The sequence below is a fragment of the Streptomyces sp. SID5464 genome (genome assembly GCF_009862985.1).
Lineage (GTDB): Bacteria > Actinomycetota > Actinomycetes > Streptomycetales > Streptomycetaceae > Streptomyces > Streptomyces chartreusis_D.
Window position 1 is genome coordinate 1 of the sequence record NZ_WWIQ01000075.1, and the last position, 16,915, is coordinate 16,915.

The following is a 16,915-nucleotide window of genomic DNA, read 5'->3' on the forward strand; positions in this document are numbered from 1 at the left end:
ATGTGTATAAGAGACAGGTGCCGCCGTGGAACAGCGGCACCGTCCAGAAGTCGGCGCCCAGCTGGGCGATGCCGGTGAGGCCGACGGCCAGGACGGCGACGGCGACGACGGTGCCGAGGGCGTTGGGCCGGCCGGGCTTGATCGCCGTGGAGCCGAGCAGGGCGCCGACGAAGGCGGGCAGCAGGTAGTCGAGGCCGACGCTCGGGTTGCCGATCTGCTGCTGGGACGCGAGCAGCACACCGGCGAAACCGACGATCAGCCCCGAGGCGGCGAACGCGAAGACGGTGTAGGTGCGGGTCGGGATGCCGACGAGGTCGGCCGCGCGCGGGTTCGATCCGACGACGTACAGGTACCGGCCGAGCGGCAGCCGCTCCAGCACCAGCCAGAGGATTCCCGCGAGGGCGAGCACGTAGAAGGCGGGGACGGGGAGGCCGAGGAAGGTGGAGTCGTAGAGGTCGGTGAACGCGGGCGGGAGGCCCTGCGGGCCCGGGACGATCCGGCTGCCGTCGGTGATCCAGCCGGTCACGGCATACATCATGCTGCCGGTGCCGAGCGTGGCGATGAAGGAGTCGATCCGGCCGAACTCGACGATGACGCCGTTGAGGACGCCCACGACCAGCCCTCCGGCGAGCACGGTGAGGCAGGCGAGCGGCCAGGGCCAGTTCTCGTCGACGACGAGCTGCATCACCATGACGTGGGCCAGTCCGAGGCCGTAGCCGATGGAGAGGTCGAACGCGCCGGTGACGATGGGCACCATGGCGGCCAGCGCGAGGACGGCCGGGATCGACTGGTTGGACAGGATCGAGTCGACGGTGTCCAGGGTGGGGAAGGTGTCCGGCAGCGCGAGGGAGAAGACCAGGTAGAGCAGGGCGGTGAGGGCGAGCAGGCCGTAGGCGCCGATGTGGTGCCCGCCGGGGGCGCGCAGGCGCCCGGAGCGGGGCGGGGAGGGGGGCGCTTCGGTCATCGGTTCGTCGCGGCCGTGGACGGGGGCAGGGCCGAGGCCGCCCGGGTGAGCCCGGTGACCGTGAGGGCGCTGCCGCTCAGCTCGGCCGTCACGGACCCGCGGACGAAGACCAGGGTGCGCCCGCACACGCTCGCGACCTCCTCGAAGTCGGTGGACAGGAGCAGGACCGAAAGGCCCGCCGACAGCGCCTCGTCGAGCAGGCGGTGGATCGCGGCCTTGGCGCCGATGTCCACGCTCGCGGTCGGCTCCTCGAGGATCAGCAGCCGCAGCCGCGTCCGCAGCCAGCGGCCGATCATGACTTTCTGCTGGTTCCCGCCGGAGAGCGTGGCGATGGGGGCCTCGCTGTCGCGGGGGCGCACCGAGAACCGGTCGATCAGGGCGGCGGCCTGGACACGCTCGCTGCGCGGACCGATCCAGTGCGGCGCCGGCCCGCCTCCCGCGCGGGGATTGGCCAGGAAGTTCTCCCGCACGGTCAGTTCGGCGAGGCAGCCCTCCCGCAGCCGGTCCCCCGGCACGAAGCCGACGCCGCGAGCGACGGCCTCCGCGACCGAGCGGGGGTGATAGGGCCGCCCGTCCAACACGGCCCGCCCCCCGAGGAGGGGCCGGTCCCCGGCGAGGGCACGCCCCAGGTCCGTGTGCCCGGCATCCGACAGCCCGACCAGCCCGAGGACCTCACCGACCCCGAGCTCCAGGCTCACCGGCCCGGCCCGAACGGTCCGTACGCCGTCGAGGGTCAGAACGGGGGGTGTGGGGGCCGGGGGTTTGGCTGGGCGGGCGGCAGGCGGTTCGGGTTCTTCGCCGACGATGTCGTGGACCAGGCGGGCCGGGGCGTGGCCCGCGAGCCGGCCGTGGCTGACGAGGCGGCCGTCGCGCAGTACCGCGAACGTGTCGGCGACCTGGTACACCTCGTCCAGGCGGTGGCTGACGTAGAGGATGGCGTGGCCGCGGTCGCGCAGGCCGTGGAGCACGCCGAAGAGCCGGGTACTGTCCGCGGCGGGCAGGCGGGCGGTCGGCTCGTCGAGGACGATGAGCTTCGCGCGGGTCGCCAGGGCCCTGGCGATCGCGACGAGTGAGCGCTCGGCCGGTGCGAGCCCGGAGACCGGCGCGTCGGGGTCGAGGTGTCCGGCGACGATCCGCAGCGCGTCGACGCAGCGCTCGCGCGTGCGCCGCCACGAGATCAGTCCGGTCCGGCGCGCGTACCCGTTGGTCAGGGCGATGTTCTCGGCGACCGTCATCCACTCCACGAGACCGAGGTCCTGGTGGATGAAGGACATGCTCCGGGACGCGGCGGGACTGCCGAGCGGCAGGCCGTCCACGGTGATCTGTCCCGCGTCGGCGGGGTGGACGCCGGCGAGGACCTTGATGAGCGTGGACTTGCCGGCGCCGTTGGGCCCGAGGAGGGCGAGCACGCTGTGGGCGTGGACGTCGAGGTCGACCCCGGCCAGCGCGACGGTCCCGCCGAACCGCTTGCCCAGCCCGCGGATACGGACCAAGGGCTCCGGCCCGAAGGGTGAAACCGCCTTCACCGGCGTGTCAGGAGCGTCGCGCACCCGATTAAATTACAACATTTCGGACGCCTTTCGGCCGCGGTGACTCCCACGCGGGTCGGCGGACGCGTCACGCGGCGTCGAGCCCGCACTCGGCCCAGATGACCTTGCCCTCCGGGAGGTAGCGCGTGCCCCAGCTCTGCGAGAGCTGCGCGACGAGGAACAGGCCGCGTCCGCCCTCGTCGGTACTGGCCGCCCGGCGCAGATGAGGGGCGGTGTTGCTGACGTCGGAGACCTCGCAGATCAGGGTGCGCCCGTGCAGCAGCCGGACCCGGATGGGCCCGGCGCCGTGCCGGATCGCGTTGGTGATCAGCTCGCTGAGGATCAGCTCCACGGCGAACGCGGCCTCGTCGAGCCCCCAGTCGGCCATGCGCCGCATGGCGGACGCCCGGACCTCGGCGACGACCGCCGGGTCGGCGGGCAGCTCCCAGGCCGCGATCCGGCCGGGATCCAGGGCGTGCACGCGGGCGACGAGCAAGGCGATGTCGTCGTGCGGGTGCGCGGGCGCCACGGTGTCCAGGACCGCCTGACAGGTCTCCTCGGGTGCCCGCTCCGGGTGGGCCAGGGCCGCGCGCAACTGCTCCAGGACCACGTCGACGTCGCGGTGCCGGTCCTCGATGAGTCCGTCGGTGTAGAGCACCAGCTGACTGCCCTCGGGGACGTCGATCTCGACGGCGTCGAAGGGCAGCCCCCCGAGACCGAGCGGGGGCCCGGCCGGAAGGTCCGGGTAGGACACGGCGCCGTCGGGGTGGACGAGTGCGGGCGGCGGGTGACCGGCGCGCGCCATGAGGCACCGCTGCTCGGTCGGGTCGTAGACGGCGTACAGACAGGTCGCGCCGATGACGCCGGCGCCCTTGCCGTCGGGGTCCTCCCGGTCCAGGCGTCCTACGAGGTTGTCCAGGTGGGTGAGGACCTCGTCCGGGGAGAAGTCGAGCTCGGCGAAGCTGCGCGCAGCGGTGCGCAGCCGGCCCATCGTGGCCGCGGAGAGCATGCCGTGGCCGACGACGTCGCCGACGAGGAGCCCGACGCGGGTGCCGGAGAGCGGGATGACGTCGTACCAGTCCCCGCCCACGTCGGACTCGGCGGGCAGATAGCGGTGGGCGACCTCGACGGCGTCCTGGTCGGGCAGACCGTGCGGGAGGAGTCTGCGCTGGAGGGCCAGGACCATGGTGCGTTCGTGGGTGTAGCGCCGGGCGTTGTCGATGGACAGGGCGGCGCGGGCGGCGAGCTCCTGGGCCAGCGAACGGTCGTCGTCCCCGAAGGAGCCCCCGGCACGGTAGAAGCTGGCGATCCCCAGGACGACCCCGCGGGCGAGCAGGGGCACCGCGATGAGGGAGTGGACGTGGGCGAGCAGGCGTGCGGTGTGCTCGGGGTCCTGGGCGAGCCAGCCCGCGGCGGCCTTCAGGTCCGGTTCCAGCACCGCCTCGCCCCTGGTCAGGCAGCGCAACTGGGGCGCGGTCGGGCCGAAGTCGATGCGCTTGCCGGGCTGGGTGAAGGGCAGGCCCTCGCGGACGCCGTGCACCACCGTGCGGCGCAGGTCGGCGAGGGGGTCGGCGGATTCCTCGCCGCGCAGGACGGCATCGGGCAGGTCGATGGTGACGAAGTCGGCCAGGCGCGGGACCGCCGTCTCGGCCAGTTCCTCGGCGGTGCGGCGCACGTCCAGGGTCGTGCCGATGCGGGCGCTGGCCTCGGACAGCAGCTCAAGGCGCCGGCGCGCGGCCAGGGCGTACGCCCCGACGTGCGGCTCCCCCACCATGACGAGCCCCCGGGCCGGGAACGGGGAGCCGGTGCCGTCGTCCGCGGCCGGGAACGCCGAGCCGGTGCCGTCGTCCGCCGCGCCTCTGCCGCCGTACAGCGCGTCGCCACCGCCGTCGACCACGTCCCTGCCACCATCGACCGCGCCCGCACGACCACCAGCCGCACCCCCACCGCCGTCAGCCATGCCCCCAGCGCCGTCCGCCGGCCCCCTCCCGCTCTCGGTGCCGCCGGTCTCGCCGTGCCCGCCGGGCACCCGGTCACCGTCGGGCGCGACGGCCGGGCCGGGTGCGGCGGCGAGATATCCGGACGGCAGGGTGATCGACGGCCGGGCGGGCCGGACGACGGCCGAGAGGGCGGCGAGGTCCGGTAGCTCGTCGGCCTGGTGCGGGAGGACGAGGGGCCCCCTTGCCGCGGCGCCGGGCAGCACCGCCTCGACGGCGAAGCCCCGCACCCCGGAGGCGCTCGTCATCGGGCGGCTCACGAGCGTCACCCGCCGGCCGCCGGGCAGGGCCACGTCGATGGCGGCCCGCTGCCCGCGGGAGATCAGCTCGGCGGCCTTCTCCTTCAGGATGTCCTGGTCACGCGGGGGGAACTCGCCGGCCACCGCGTCCAGGGCGACACCGCTGTACAGGCCGGCCTCGCTGCCGGTGGCCAGGTACGTCCGCAGCAGGGCGCGCTCGTGCGCGGAGCTCTGCCCCAGCAGCCGCCGCTCGATGTTCTCGGCCGCCCGGCGGATCGCCGCGCCCAGCCCGGGCTGTTCGAAACTGCGTGGATAGCCGAAGCACAGCACGCCCTCGATGCGTCCGCTGAGCGGGTCCCGGACGGGCATCGCCACGCAGGCGTTGCCCTGGGAGCGTTCCGCGAAGTGCTCGGCGCCGTAGACGCGGATGAGCTGCCGCTCCGCCAGGGCGAGTCCGATGCCGTTGGTGCCGGCGACCTGCTCGGCGAAGACGAAGCCCGGCACCCGCTGGATCGCCGGGAGGCTCCTGGCCATCGTGGGGTCACCGAATCGGCGCAGAAGGACGGTCCCGTTCGCGTCGGCGACCGAGATGTTGACCTGGCTGCCGGAGAACGCGACCTGGAGCCGGTCGAGCACCGGCACGGCCGCGCGGACGATACGGCCCCCGGGGTCGAAGTCCTCGCTGTAAGGGAGGTCGGTCCGGTCCGGTGACAGGCCCAGGGACCGGCTGCGCCGCCACGAGTTCAGGATGGACGTCCGTACACCCGTGTCGACCGGCTCACCCTGGAGGAACCGCTCGCGAAGCCGGGCGGGGCCCGTGCCGTCGGTCGCACGTCCCGCCGGCTTGGGTTCCTCGCCGGACCGAACCACGCTTCGCCTCGCTTGCGCCCGCGATCATCCGCTGCTCGGAAGAGAATCTGGCATTGACGAGGATACGGGCATTAAGGGCACGCGTCACGGTGCGCCGGAGCCGTTCGGGCGCCGCACCGAGGGCTCCGGCCGGGCTGACCGCGTTCACCCCAGGAAACTCAACCGCACCTTCCGCTCCGGGTTGTCCTTGTTCGTGTCCACGAGGCACACCGACTGCCAGGTCCCGAGCTCCAGCCGGCCGCCCAGCACCGGCAGGGTCGCGTGCGGCGGGACGAGGGCCGGCAGCACGTGGTCGCGGCCGTGGCCGGGGCTGCCGTGCCGGTGCTGCCAGCGGTCGTCGGCGGGCAGCAGCGTGTGCAGTGCGGCCAGGAGGTCGTCATCACTGCCGGCACCGGTCTCGAGCACGGCGATTCCGGCCGTCGCGTGCGGGACGAAGACATTGAGGAGGCCGTCGCGACCGGCCGCCGCCTCCCGAAGGTAGGACTCGCAGTCGCCGGTGATGTCGACGACCCTCTCCGTGGAACCGGTGCGGACGTTCAGGACTCGGGTGGTGAAGACATCTGACATGCCCCCATCCTGACGCACGCGCCCGGTTCCACCCGGCTGACCCCGCCCGGGTGGTGGTACCGGCGTCCACTGGACGAGACGCCCGTTGACCGTGCGCATGCCAGCTGGCTAGGTTCAGCCGCATGTTGCGTTCAGCCCTGCTCACCACGCGCGGTCACATCGACCTGCTGCGGGTGGCCTCCGCCGCGTGTCGCCGCGGCCGCTGACGCCCTTCTTCCCCTCGCTTTCCGGTTCCCTCGCCTTGGTTCCGCCTGCCCGCTGAGCGTCCCTGTTCTCGTCGGTGCGGCGGCGGCGAGGCGTGCCTCCCCTGCACTCGCTCTCCCCCGTGGAGCCCTCATGAGCATCAGTCATGCCCCGCCCACGCCCTCGAAAGCTGATATTTCGCATGTATCAGCTCCTGACCTCGACCTCCAGCCCCTCGTCCCCACTTCCTCCCGCCGCACCCGCGTCCCCCGCTGGCTGCGCCGCACCACCGGCCCGGTCCTGCTGCTGGCGTTGTGGCAACTCCTCAGCGGCACGGGCGCGTTGCAGCCGGAGGTACTCGCCTCGCCCGGCCGTATCGCCCAGGTCGCCGGGGACATGGTGGCCGACGGCTCGCTGCCCGCGGCCATGGGCACCTCGCTCCAGCGGGTCGCGGCCGGGCTGCTGCTCGGCCTGGTCGTCGGCACCGGACTCGCCCTGCTGTCGGGCCTGTTCCGGATCGGCGAGGACCTGGTGGACGCGCCCGTGCAGATGCTGCGGACGGTGCCGTTCGTGGGTCTCATCCCGCTGTTCATCATCTGGTTCGGCATCGGCGAGGCCCCCAAGGTCGCCATCATCACGCTCGGCGTGACCTTCCCGCTCTACCTCAACGTCTACGCCGGAATCCGCGGCGTGGACGCCCAGTTGATCGAGGCCGGCGAGTCCCTCGGATTGTCGCGCCGGGGACTCGTCCGGCACGTCGTCCTCCCGGGCGCGCTGCCGAACGCCATGACCGGCCTGCGCTACTCGCTCGGCATCGCCTGGCTCGCGCTGGTCTTCGCCGAGCAGGTCAACGCCGACTCCGGCATCGGGTTCCTCATGGTGCAGGCGCGGGACTTCCTGCGGACCGACGTGATCGTGGTCTGCCTGGTCGTCTACGCCTTCCTCGGCCTGCTCGCCGACTTCATCGTCCGCTCTCTCGAAAAGGTGCTGCTGCAATGGCGACCGACGTTCACCGGCCGGTGATCCCCCAGGCGGTCCACGTCGAGGGGCTCACCCGGTCCTTCGACGGGCGTGCCGTCATCGACGATCTGCGACTGGACGTCCGGCCTGGCGAGTTCGTGGCCCTGCTCGGCCGCAGCGGCTGCGGCAAGTCGACGCTGCTGCGCATCCTCGCCGGGCTCGACCGCGACATCGAGGGCACCGTCCTGGTGCCGCGCCGCAAGGCCGTCGCCTTCCAGGCCCCCCGGCTGATGCCGTGGAAGAAGGTGTGGCGCAACGTCCTGCTCGGCCTGCCCGGCAAGCCCGAACGCGCCGTCGCCGAGCAGGCCCTCGACGAGGTCGGCCTCGGACACCGCTCGGCCGCCTGGCCCAAGACCCTCTCCGGCGGCGAGGCCCAACGCGCCTCACTCGCACGGGCGTTGGTGCGCGAGCCCGATCTGCTGCTGCTCGACGAGCCGTTCGGCGCGCTCGACGCCCTCACCCGCATCAAGGCCCAGCGGCTCGTGGGCGAGTTGTGGCAGCGCCGGGGCTGCGCGGTGCTCCTCGTCACCCACGACGTGGAGGAGGCCGTACTGCTCGCCGACCGCGTCCTGGTGATGGACGGCGGCGTCATCGCCCACGAGCAGCGCATCGACCTCGACCGTCCCCGCGACATCACCGACCCGCGCTTCGCCGCGCTGCGCGCCGGCCTCCTCGAACGCCTCGGCGTCGAGGCGACGGCCGCCGAAGCCGCCTGACTCCTCCCGCCCCTTACGTCCCCGGCCTCACGACTTACACGAACGGAACCACCATGCGACGACGTCTCGCGCCCGCCGCCCTGCTCCTCCCCCTCGCCCTGCTGCTCACCGCCTGCGGCGGGAACTCGGCCGCCGGTACGTCGGACGGCGGCACCGACGGCCAGGGCTCCGTCACGCTCGACGTCGGTGACCAGAAGGGCGGTTCGGAGGCCATCCTGCGGGCCGCCGGGGAACTGAAGAACCTCGACTACAAGATCAAGTGGTCCACGTTCACCTCGGGACCGCCGCTGCTGGAGGCCGTCAACGCGGGGGCCGTCGACATCGGCGGCGTCGGCAACACCCCGCCGGTCTTCGCGGCCGGAGCGGGCTCGAAGATCAAGGTGGTGGCCGCCTGGCACGGCACGTCCAAGGGCGACACCATCCTCGTCCCGAACGACTCGTCCCTGAAGAGGCCCGAGCAGCTCAAGGGCAGGTCGGTGGCCGTCGCGCAGGGCTCGTCCGCCCACTACCAGCTGGTCGCGTCGCTGAAGAAGGCCGGGCTGAAACTGAGCGACGTCAAGGTCAAGTACCTCCAGCCGGCCGACGCGCTCGCCGCGTTCACCGCCGGCAAGGTCGACGCCTGGGCGGTGTGGGACCCGTACACCTCACAGGTGCTGAAGGCCGGGCAGGGACGGGTCCTGACAGACGGCGACGGCGTGACCAACGGGCTCACCTTCCAGGTCGCGGCGCCGGACGCGCTGAAGGACAAGAAGAAGGCCGCCGCCGTCAAGGACTACCTGGAGCGGCTGCGGCGTGCCTACACGTGGGTGTACGACCACGAGGAGGAGTGGGCGAAGGTCTGGGCGAAGGACACCGGGCTCCCCGAGGACGTGGCCCTGGCCGCGGTGAAGCGCACGTACACGACCCGGATCGCGGTCGCCGTCGACAAGCCGCTGATCGCCTCCGAGCAGGAGATCGCCGACACGTTCACGTCGTTGAAGCTGATCCCCCGCGAGGTCGACTTCGCCGACTTCACCGACACCCGGTTCAACGGCGACCTGCCGCCGTCGACGACCGCGCCCCGGCCCTCGGAGGGCTAGGGTCTGTCCGGCAGAAGGCCGGGAAGATCGACGCCCCCGGCACGGTTAGTAGAAGCGTGAACAACACACGCGAGGTCGAGGTAGTCGTCACAGGCGCTGGTCAGGCCGGTCTGGCCGGCGCCTATCACCTGCGGCGAGCCGGTTTCGAGCCGGACCGCGACTTCGTCGTGCTGGACCACTCCCCCGGTCCCGGCGGCGCGTGGCAGTTCCGCTGGCCGTCGCTGACGTACGGCAAGGTGCACGGGATGCACGCACTGCCGGGGATGGAGCTCACGGACGCGGATCCGGCGCGGCCGTCCGCCGAGGTGATCAGCGACTACTTCGACCGGTACGAGCGGACCTTCGACCTGCGGGTGCGGCGCCCCGTCGATGTGCGGGCCGTACGCGAGGGGCCCGGCGGGCGGCTGCTGGTGGAGACCTCGGAGGGTGTGTGGTCGACGCGGGCGCTGATCAACGCGACGGGTACGTGGGACCGGCCGTTCTGGCCGCGCTACCCGGGCCAGGAGACCTTCCGCGGGCGGCAGTTGCACACCGCGCAGTACCCCGGGCCGGAGGCGTTCGCCGGGCAGCGGGTCGTCGTGGTGGGGGGTGGCGCCTCGGGCACGCAGCATCTGCTGGAGATCGCCCCGTACGCGGCGGCCACCACCTGGGTGACCCGGCGCCCGCCCGTCTTCCGTGAGGGCCCCTTCGACGAGAACGCGGGCCGGGCGGCCGTCGCGCTCGTCGAGGAACGGGTACGGCAGGGGCTGCCGCCCAGGAGTGTCGTCTCGGTCACCGGGCTGCCGCTCAACGACGCGATCCGGCGGGGCATCGAGGACGGGGTGCTCGACCGGCAGCCGATGTTCGACCGCATCACGCCGACGGGAGTGGACTGGAAGGACGGCCGCCACGTCGACGCCGACGTCATCCTCTGGGCCACCGGCTTCCGCGCCGCCATCGACCACCTCACCCCGCTGCGTCTGCGCGAGCCGGGCGGCGGCATCCGCCTGGAGGGCACACGCGCGGCCGCCGATCCGCGTATCCACCTCGTCGGCTACGGCCCGTCGGCCAGCACCATCGGCGCCAACCGTGCCGGCCGCGCCGCCGTCCGCGACATCAGGCGCCTGCTGGCGCAGGAGCCGGTCGCCGCGTGACGCCCTGGCGGGTCATCCGGCCGCCCGCGCGTCGCCCTTCCTCTGGTGGGTGTTGAACTCCGCGACGTTCCGCTGGTGTTCCGCGTAGTCCGCGGTGAAGCGGGTGTCGCCCGGGCGGACCGTGACGAAGTACAGCCAGTCGCCCGGGGGTGGGTTGACGGCGGCGCGCATGGCCTCCTCGCCGGGGTTGTCGATGGGGGTGGGGGGCAGGCCCATGCGCTGGTAGGAGTTGTAGGGGCTGTCGATCCGGGTGTCGCTCTCCGTGGTGCGGAGGGTGGAGCGGCCGAGCGCGTAGTTGATGGTGGAGTCCATCTGGAGCGGCATGCCGCGTTCGAGGCGGTTGAAGACGACCCGGGCGACCTTGCCCATGTCGGCCTTGGTGGCCGCCTCCGCCTGGACGATGCTCGCGATGGTGACGGCCTGGTAGACGTTCATGGCGTTGCGCTGCGCCCCCGCGGCGATGGGAGCGCCGTCGAACTTCTCGTTCGCCGTGTCGACCATCAGTGCCAGGAGCTCCTGCGGGGTCGTCTTCTCCCGGAGGGGATAGGCCGCCGGGAAGAGGTAGCCCTCCGGGTTGCCCTCGGCGTCGTTCGGCAGTTTGAGGGCCGCCTTCGCCAGGGACTTCTTCGTGCTGCCGGGAGGCAGGGCGAGGGCCTTGTCGACGGCGGCGTAGACCTGGCTCGCGCGCCAGCCCTCCGGGATCACCAGGGTCGCGGGCCGGCCGTGCTCCTCGGGCCGCAGGATCAGCAGCGGCACCGCCACGGCGGTGCCCACCACGACCGCTCCGGTCGCGACGAGGGCGATGCGGCCCCGGCGCGTCAGTCGAATCGTGCTCCGTGGCGGAGTGTTCTTCTGCATGCGGGCACGGTAACCCGTATATCGTCACAAACCCGGCATATTTTCATCTTGTCGGTTCCAGTTGAGCGTCTCGGCGTACGAGCGCCGCATACCGGCCGTGCCGCTCCAGCAGTTCCTCGTGCGTACCGAGTTCGACCGCGCGCCCCGAGTCGAGGACCACGATCTGGTCGGCGCCCCGGACGGTGGACAGCCGGTGGGCGATGGTGAGCGTGGTGCGGTTCGCCGACAGCGCGTCGATGGCGTCCTGCACGGCCGCCTCGGTCCGGGTGTCCAGCGCGCTGGTGGCCTCGTCGAGGATGAGGACCGGCGGGTCGCGCAGGATCGTGCGGGCGATGGCCAGGCGCTGCTTCTCACCGCCGGAGAAGCGGTGGCCGCGCTCACCCACGACGGTGTCGTAGCCGTCGGGCAGGGACGCGATGTGGTCGTGGATCTGCGCCGCCTTCGCCGCCTGGTACAGCTCCTCGTCGGTGGCGTCGGGCTTGGCGAAACGCAGGTTGTCGGCGACCGAGGCGTGGAAGAGGTACGTCTCCTGCGAGACGACGCCGACCGCGCGCGCCAGGGTGTCGAAGTCGAGGTCGCGGACGTCGACCCCGTCGAGGGTGACGCGTCCGCCCGTCACGTCGTAGAGGCGGGGCACGAGGTAGCCGAGCGTGGACTTTCCGGCGCCGGTCGGGCCGACGATCGCGAGGCTGCCGCCCGCCGGGACGGTGAGGTCGATGCCGTCGAGGACCGCGCCGCCCTTGTCGTCGTAGCCGAAGGAGACGTCCTCGAAGCGGACCTCGCCCTTCACGCGGTCGAGGCGGACCGGGTCCGCGCGCTCGGTGATGTCGATCGGCAGGTCGAGGTATTCGAAGATGCGCTGGAAGAGGGCGAGCGAGGTCTGGATCTGCACACCCGTCGACAGCAGGCTCACGGCCGGGCGGAACAGGCCCTGCTGGAGCGAGACGAAGGCGACGATCGTGCCGATGGAGACCTCGGGGCCGCCCAGTTGGAGGGCCATGCCGGCGGTCCAGTAGATGACGGCGGGCAGGGCGGCCATGACGATCGTGATGACGGCCATGCGCCAGCGGCCGGCCATGTTCGACCGCACTTCCAGGTCGACGAGCTCCTCGGACTCCTCGGCGAAGGACTTCGTCAGCGAGTCGGAGCGTCCCATCGTGCGGCCGAGCAGGATGCCGCTGACGGAGAGCGACTCGGTGACCGTGGCGGCCATGGCGGCCATCTGCTTCTGGCGCTGGGTGGTGATCTTCCGCCGTTCGTTGCCCACGCGGCGGCTGATCCACACGAACACCGGCAGCAACAGCAGAGAGACGACGGTCAGGCGCCAGTCGAGGGCCACCATCGCGACGATCGTGGCCACCACGCTGGTGAAGTTGGAGACCAGGGAGGTCGCCGTGGAGGTGACGGTGGCCTGCATGCCGCCGATGTCGTTGGCGATGCGGGACTGCACCTCGCCCGTGCGCGTGCGCGTGAAGAAGGCGAGGGACATGCGCTGGAGGCGCCCGTAGACGGCGGTGCGCAGATCGTGCATGACGCGCTGGCCGACCGTCGTGGAGATCAGTGTCTGCAGCACGCCGAAGACGCTGGTGAGGACGGCGCTGAGGATCATGCCGAGGGCGAGCAGGCTGAGCAGGCCCGTACGCCCCTGGGGGATCGCGACGTCGAGGATCTCCTTCAGCAGGAACGGCGTGGCGACCGAGACCAGCGACGCGGCGCCGACCAGCAGGCCGACGATGGCGAGGCGGCCCCGGTAGGGGCGGAAGAGCCGGAGGATGCGGCGGACCTGCCGGGGTTGTTCCTTCGCGTCGGCGGGTGCGCTCCAGGGGGCTTCGTGGTCGGGATGCATGGGCTCCTTCGGGAGAGCGGTACGGGCGGGCCAGGGCGGCGGGTCGGATCGTAGCTCATTGTTACCTATACTCACAATGAACATCATCCTGATATTGTTCCCGCATGACCTCCCCCGATTCCGACGGCCTGCTCGCCGAGCAGTTGCTGCGGCTCACCCGCCGGGTGCACCGCATCCAGAAGCGCCATCTGGAGCAACGCGACCTCGGCATCACACCGGCCCAGTCCCGGTTGCTGCGCACCCTCGCGCACTGGGGTTCGCCGCCGCGCATGGCCGACCTGGCCGAGCGTCTGGAAGTCGTGCCGCGGGCCGTGACGACCCTGGTCGACGGGCTGGAGGCGAGCGGCAAGGTGCGGCGGGTCCCGGACCCGGCGAACCGGCGGGTGATCCGCATCGAGCTCACGGACGACGGGCGGGGCGCGCTGCGCGAGCTGCGGGCGGCGCGCAGGTCGGCCGCGGAGGAGATCCTCGCCCCGCTGACGGAGGAACAGCGCGAGGCGCTCGGGGGGCTGCTGAACACGTTGATCGACGGAACGCCGGTGCGTTCCGGCTGACGGTCGGCGCGTTCCTGCTGACGGGCCAGGAAAACCCACGACGGGCCGCGGCCACCGCTCCTCATGCCGGAGCGGTGGCCGCGGCCCCTTCGATTTCGGTCGGTTTCGGTCAACCGACCTCGGGAGCGGGTTCCTTGGGCTTCTGGGCGGGGATGCCCGGCGCCGGGGTTTCGGCCGCCGTCGGCTCGACCGCCCGGGCCTCGTCGCCGTCACCGCCGTCCGGCGGGCCCGTCTCCTCCCCGTCGAGCGTCTTCTTGGCCCGCTCGATGTCCAGGGCACCCTCCCAGCGGGACACCGCGAAGACGGCGACGCAGTTGCCGAGCAGGTTCGTGACGACGCGCATCGAGTCCATGATGCGGTCCACGCCGAGCAGCAGGGCGACGGCTCCGGCCGGGATGGCGCCCAGGGACGAGGCGGTCGCGGACAGGGCGAGGAACGCCGAACCGGGGATGCCCGCCATGCCCTTGCTGGTCAGCATCAGCACCAGGACCACGGTGATCTGCTGGCCCAGGCTCAGATCCACGCCCACGGCCTGGGCGATGAACAGTGTGCCGATGGACAGGTAGAGCGAGGCTCCGTCGAGGTTGAAGGAGTAGCCCGTGGGCAGCACCAGACCCACCGCGTCGTCGCGGGCACCGGCCCGGCGCAGCTTCTGCATCACGCGCGGCATGACCGACTCGGTGGACGCGGTGCCGAGCGCCAGCAGCATCTCCTCGCGGATGTAGCGCAGGAACTTCCAGAGACTGAGCCCCGTCACCATCCGCAGGGCGACGGCGAGCAGCACGACGAACAGCGCGGCCGCCACGTAGCAGAGCACGATGAGCTTGGCGTACGTCTTCATCACGCCCAGCCCGTAGTTGCCGACCAGGTGGGCCATCGCGCCGAACACCGCGAGCGGGGCGAGCCGCATGATGAACCCGACGACCGTGAAGATCACTTCCTGGGCCTGGTCGATGGCGGGCAGGATCTTCGGCACCTTGGTGTGTCCGAGGTGCAGCAGGGCCGCGCCCACCAGGCAGGCCAGGATGAGGACTTGGAGCAGTTCGTTCTCGGCGAAGGCGCCGACGAAACTCTCGGGCAGGGCGTTGAGGACGAACTCGGTCGTCGAGGGCAGATGCCCACCGCCCGTCGTCTGGTTCACCGCGGCGGCGTCCAGCGAGGAGGGGTCGACGTTCATGCCCTTGCCGGGCCCGACGACGTTGGCGGCGACCAGGCCGATGACCAGGGCGGCGGTGGAGGCCACCTCGAACCAGATGAGGGCCTTGACCCCGATCCGGCCGAACGCCTTCAGGTCACCGGCCTTGGCGATGCCGACGACGACCACGCAGAACACCAGAGGCGAGATCACCGTCTTGATGAGCCGGGTGAAACCGTCGCCGAGCGGCTGGAAAGCCGTGGCCGTATCCGGCCACAGCTTCCCGACGACGATTCCGAGGACGAGCGCGCAGAGGACCTGCGCGAAGAGTGAGGTACGCAGGGTGCGTGCGACGCGCCGCGACAGGGACGGTACCGACGGTGGCACGGGGCCTCCTAGGGGGACGGGACACACAGAGGCCGGAGGGGACTTCTGCGATACGGAAAGCGGCTTCCGTAGCCGTACACTCTGGAGGCTGTCTTGATCGCGCACAAGACCGCAACGTTTCAGCCATGTAAAAGCGTCCTAAGTGACGTATGTCACACGCACCCCAGGGACCCCCTCAGCAACGGCGGCGGTCCTCCGTGAGCACCCCCTGCACGGTGGTCAGTGTGCGGTCGTAGCAGCCGTGCGTGCCGTACAGCCGGTAGCGCTCGCTCGTCGTGCCGACCGCGTGCCGCTGGTCGCGGGGCACGTTCGCCGTGTACGTGGCGTCGCCCGTGTACGAGTCGTCGAGCCGCGACCACGCCGTACGCCGGCCGCCGCGCGTCTCGACGGCCGTGGCCCGGTCGCCGAGGGTCAGCACGGTGCGCAGCCGGTCGCCCGCGCCGAGGGTGGTCGTGCCGTCCATCGTGTACGTCCGGTGCGTGCGAGCGGTGCGGGCCGGTCCGCGTCCGTCGACGGTCACCGACTCGTCGTCGGTCCACGTGGCCGTGAGGGCGTCGGTCGTCTCGCCGTCCGTCCAGCGGTGCTCGGAGGTGTGGGCGAGCGAACGGCCGACGGTGGTCGTGACGCGGCCGTGCGAGGTGTCGACGTACCCCGCGACGGTCAGCCGGTGGGCGCCCTCGGTGTCGACCCGGTGGTCCGGACCGGGCGTGTACGCCGAGGAGTCGGCGAGGTCGCCCGCCTTGTGCGCGGTGAGCTTCCCGGGAACGTGGGCACGCTGCTCGTCCTGCCAGACCAGGACGTTCACGGGGGTGCTCCAGCCGGTCCGCCCCTCGGGCACGCCGACGACCGAGACCTCGACGCGGTGCGGGCGGCCGTCGTTGAGGAGCCCGGCGAAGGGGGTGAGGTCGTAGGTGATCGGCTTGATGTCGAAGGCGCGCGGGCCCGGGATCACGTACCAGAGGAACGGGTTGGACCAGCCGCCGGTCCACACGGTGGGAAACGGTGCGGCGATGCCCGCGAGCCGGCCGTCCACGCGGATCTGCACCTCGCGGTAGGGGCCTCGGCCCGCCTTGCAGGAGTACGGCGCCGGGTCGGGCACGGTCAGGTACCAGTACTCCTCGCAGCCGCCGCCGGAGCCGGTGGCGTACACCTCGGCGACGACGCGTTCGCTGTTGCGCGGGGTCGTGAGGGTGGTCGCGCCGTCCGCCCCTTGGTCGAGGGTGAGGACCCGGTCGGGGCTCCCCCCGTCGGGGCGGCCCCCGTAGAAGGTCAGCGTGACCTTGACGTCGAGGACGCCCGTGTAGGTGTCGTCGACGACGTTCCCGATGAGCATCTCGACGTCCTGGCGGCTGCGGAAGGTGTCGCCGTAGCGGGTGACGTCCTTCTCCACCGACCACTCGATGCCGTCGGGCGAGGGCTGCGGTGTCGACGTACGGAGGATCTCGACCCCGCCGACGTGCAGATGGCCGAGCCGGTCGTACTGGCGCCCCTTGACCTTGCCGTCGAGCCGCAGCACCACCTTGCTCCAGCGGTCGCCGCAGTCGCCGGGCGGGGTGTACGTGCCCCGGTACGGGGTGAAGTCGCGGAACTGCGCCCGGACCAGGGTGACTTCGCAGGACCGGCCTCCGGGCTTCGGGACGGGCGGGGCGGCCGTCACCGGGTCGTGCCAGTCGGTGCCGAACTCGGCGGGGACGTCGGCCGCACGGGCGGGACCGGTCCCGAGGAGGGTGCTCGCCAGAAGGGTCGCTCCGGCAAGCATGGACATGACGATCCGTCTCTTCATGGGCGGTGTTCTACGGGGAGTCTCACCGCCTCCGCAATGAGCACCGGCCCGCCGA

General features: G+C 71.9%; 13 protein-coding genes. 5 read left to right on the forward strand and 8 right to left on the reverse strand.

Translation table 11 applies throughout. The features are described from left to right. From GTY47_RS36255 to GTY47_RS36270, 4 genes are all read right to left on the reverse strand, one after another. Window positions 1-964 (reverse strand): ABC transporter permease (locus tag GTY47_RS36255; protein WP_010040906.1); only part of this gene is annotated, 964 nt, incomplete at its 3' end. Continuing rightward, the gene (locus GTY47_RS36260) at window positions 961-2,514 is read right to left on the reverse strand and encodes a sugar ABC transporter ATP-binding protein (RefSeq protein ID WP_010040907.1); all 1,554 of its coding nucleotides are present in this window, start codon (window positions 2,512-2,514) and stop codon (window positions 961-963) included. The genes GTY47_RS36260 and GTY47_RS36255, both read right to left, overlap by 4 nt. Window positions 2,515-2,581: 67 nt before the next feature. Beyond that, entirely contained in the window at window positions 2,582-5,599 is a 3,018-nt protein-coding gene (locus GTY47_RS36265; protein ID WP_010040908.1) for a SpoIIE family protein phosphatase, read from the reverse strand. Between the two features lie 144 nt (window positions 5,600-5,743). Further along, a complete protein-coding gene (locus GTY47_RS36270) occupies window positions 5,744-6,166 on the reverse strand; it encodes a secondary thiamine-phosphate synthase enzyme YjbQ (protein WP_010040909.1) in 423 nt (140 codons plus the stop codon). Window positions 6,167-6,502: 336 nt separating this feature from the next. Here GTY47_RS36270 and GTY47_RS36275 point away from each other — a divergent pair, with 336 nt between their 5' ends. Genes GTY47_RS36275 through GTY47_RS36290 form a run of 4 tightly spaced genes read left to right on the forward strand, consistent with a single transcriptional unit; the run spans window position 6,503 to window position 10,297 of the window. Next, window positions 6,503-7,372 carry an ABC transporter permease gene (locus GTY47_RS36275; protein WP_029181244.1) on the forward strand — a complete coding sequence of 290 codons (870 nt, stop codon included), beginning with the start codon at window positions 6,503-6,505 and terminating at the stop codon, window positions 7,370-7,372. Next, window positions 7,345-8,085 carry an ABC transporter ATP-binding protein gene (locus GTY47_RS36280; protein WP_010040911.1) on the forward strand — a complete coding sequence of 247 codons (741 nt, stop codon included), beginning with the start codon at window positions 7,345-7,347 and terminating at the stop codon, window positions 8,083-8,085. The genes GTY47_RS36275 and GTY47_RS36280 overlap by 28 nt, the downstream gene beginning before the upstream one ends. A 53-nt stretch (window positions 8,086-8,138) precedes the next feature. Beyond that, window positions 8,139-9,164 (forward strand): ABC transporter substrate-binding protein, encoded by a 1,026-nt coding sequence (locus GTY47_RS36285; RefSeq protein WP_010040915.1) that lies wholly within the window; start codon window positions 8,139-8,141, stop codon window positions 9,162-9,164. Between the two features lie 56 nt (window positions 9,165-9,220). After that, window positions 9,221-10,297 carry an NAD(P)-binding domain-containing protein gene (locus GTY47_RS36290; RefSeq protein ID WP_010040918.1) on the forward strand — a complete coding sequence of 359 codons (1,077 nt, stop codon included), beginning with the start codon at window positions 9,221-9,223 and terminating at the stop codon, window positions 10,295-10,297. 12 nt (window positions 10,298-10,309) lie between these two features. Here GTY47_RS36290 and mltG read toward each other — a convergent pair whose 3' ends face one another. Both mltG and GTY47_RS36300 read right to left on the reverse strand, forming a co-directional pair. Beyond that, window positions 10,310-11,155: an endolytic transglycosylase MltG gene (mltG, locus tag GTY47_RS36295; RefSeq protein WP_010040920.1), complete on the reverse strand. Its 846-nt coding sequence runs from the start codon at window positions 11,153-11,155 to the stop codon at window positions 10,310-10,312. Window positions 11,156-11,198: 43 nt separating this feature from the next. Beyond that, window positions 11,199-13,001, reverse strand: coding sequence for an ABC transporter ATP-binding protein (locus GTY47_RS36300; RefSeq protein WP_010040921.1), 1,803 nt, complete (start codon window positions 12,999-13,001; stop codon window positions 11,199-11,201). A gap of 104 nt (window positions 13,002-13,105) precedes the next feature. Between GTY47_RS36300 and GTY47_RS36305 the strand changes: the two genes are divergently transcribed. Then, window positions 13,106-13,555 (forward strand): MarR family transcriptional regulator, encoded by a 450-nt coding sequence (locus tag GTY47_RS36305; protein ID WP_010040923.1) that lies wholly within the window; start codon window positions 13,106-13,108, stop codon window positions 13,553-13,555. Window positions 13,556-13,664: 109 nt separating this feature from the next. Here GTY47_RS36305 and GTY47_RS36310 read toward each other — a convergent pair whose 3' ends face one another. Together GTY47_RS36310 and GTY47_RS36315 are read right to left on the reverse strand one after the other, a co-directional pair. Next, a complete protein-coding gene (locus GTY47_RS36310) occupies window positions 13,665-15,077 on the reverse strand; it encodes a C4-dicarboxylate transporter DctA (protein ID WP_010040926.1) in 1,413 nt (470 codons plus the stop codon). Between the two features lie 175 nt (window positions 15,078-15,252). After that, a complete protein-coding gene (locus tag GTY47_RS36315; protein ID WP_010040929.1) occupies window positions 15,253-16,860 on the reverse strand; it encodes a peptide-N4-asparagine amidase in 1,608 nt (535 codons plus the stop codon). Between the last annotated feature and the right edge of the window lie 55 nt (window positions 16,861-16,915).

What these genes read in the sequence shown, in the direction of transcription:
- GTY47_RS36270 (WP_010040909.1), bottom strand. Translation starts at nt 6,166, where the DNA reads ATGTCAGATGTCTTCACCACCCGAGTCCTGAACGTCCGCACCGGTTCC.
- GTY47_RS36275 (WP_029181244.1), top strand. Translation starts at nt 6,503, where the DNA reads ATGAGCATCAGTCATGCCCCGCCCACGCCCTCGAAAGCTGATATTTCG.
- GTY47_RS36280 (WP_010040911.1), top strand. Translation starts at nt 7,345, where the DNA reads ATGGCGACCGACGTTCACCGGCCGGTGATCCCCCAGGCGGTCCACGTC.
- GTY47_RS36285 (WP_010040915.1), top strand. Translation starts at nt 8,139, where the DNA reads ATGCGACGACGTCTCGCGCCCGCCGCCCTGCTCCTCCCCCTCGCCCTG.
- mltG (WP_010040920.1), bottom strand. Translation starts at nt 11,155, where the DNA reads ATGCAGAAGAACACTCCGCCACGGAGCACGATTCGACTGACGCGCCGG.
- GTY47_RS36300 (WP_010040921.1), bottom strand. Translation starts at nt 13,001, where the DNA reads ATGCATCCCGACCACGAAGCCCCCTGGAGCGCACCCGCCGACGCGAAG.
- GTY47_RS36305 (WP_010040923.1), top strand. Translation starts at nt 13,106, where the DNA reads ATGACCTCCCCCGATTCCGACGGCCTGCTCGCCGAGCAGTTGCTGCGG.
- GTY47_RS36315 (WP_010040929.1), bottom strand. Translation starts at nt 16,860, where the DNA reads ATGAAGAGACGGATCGTCATGTCCATGCTTGCCGGAGCGACCCTTCTG.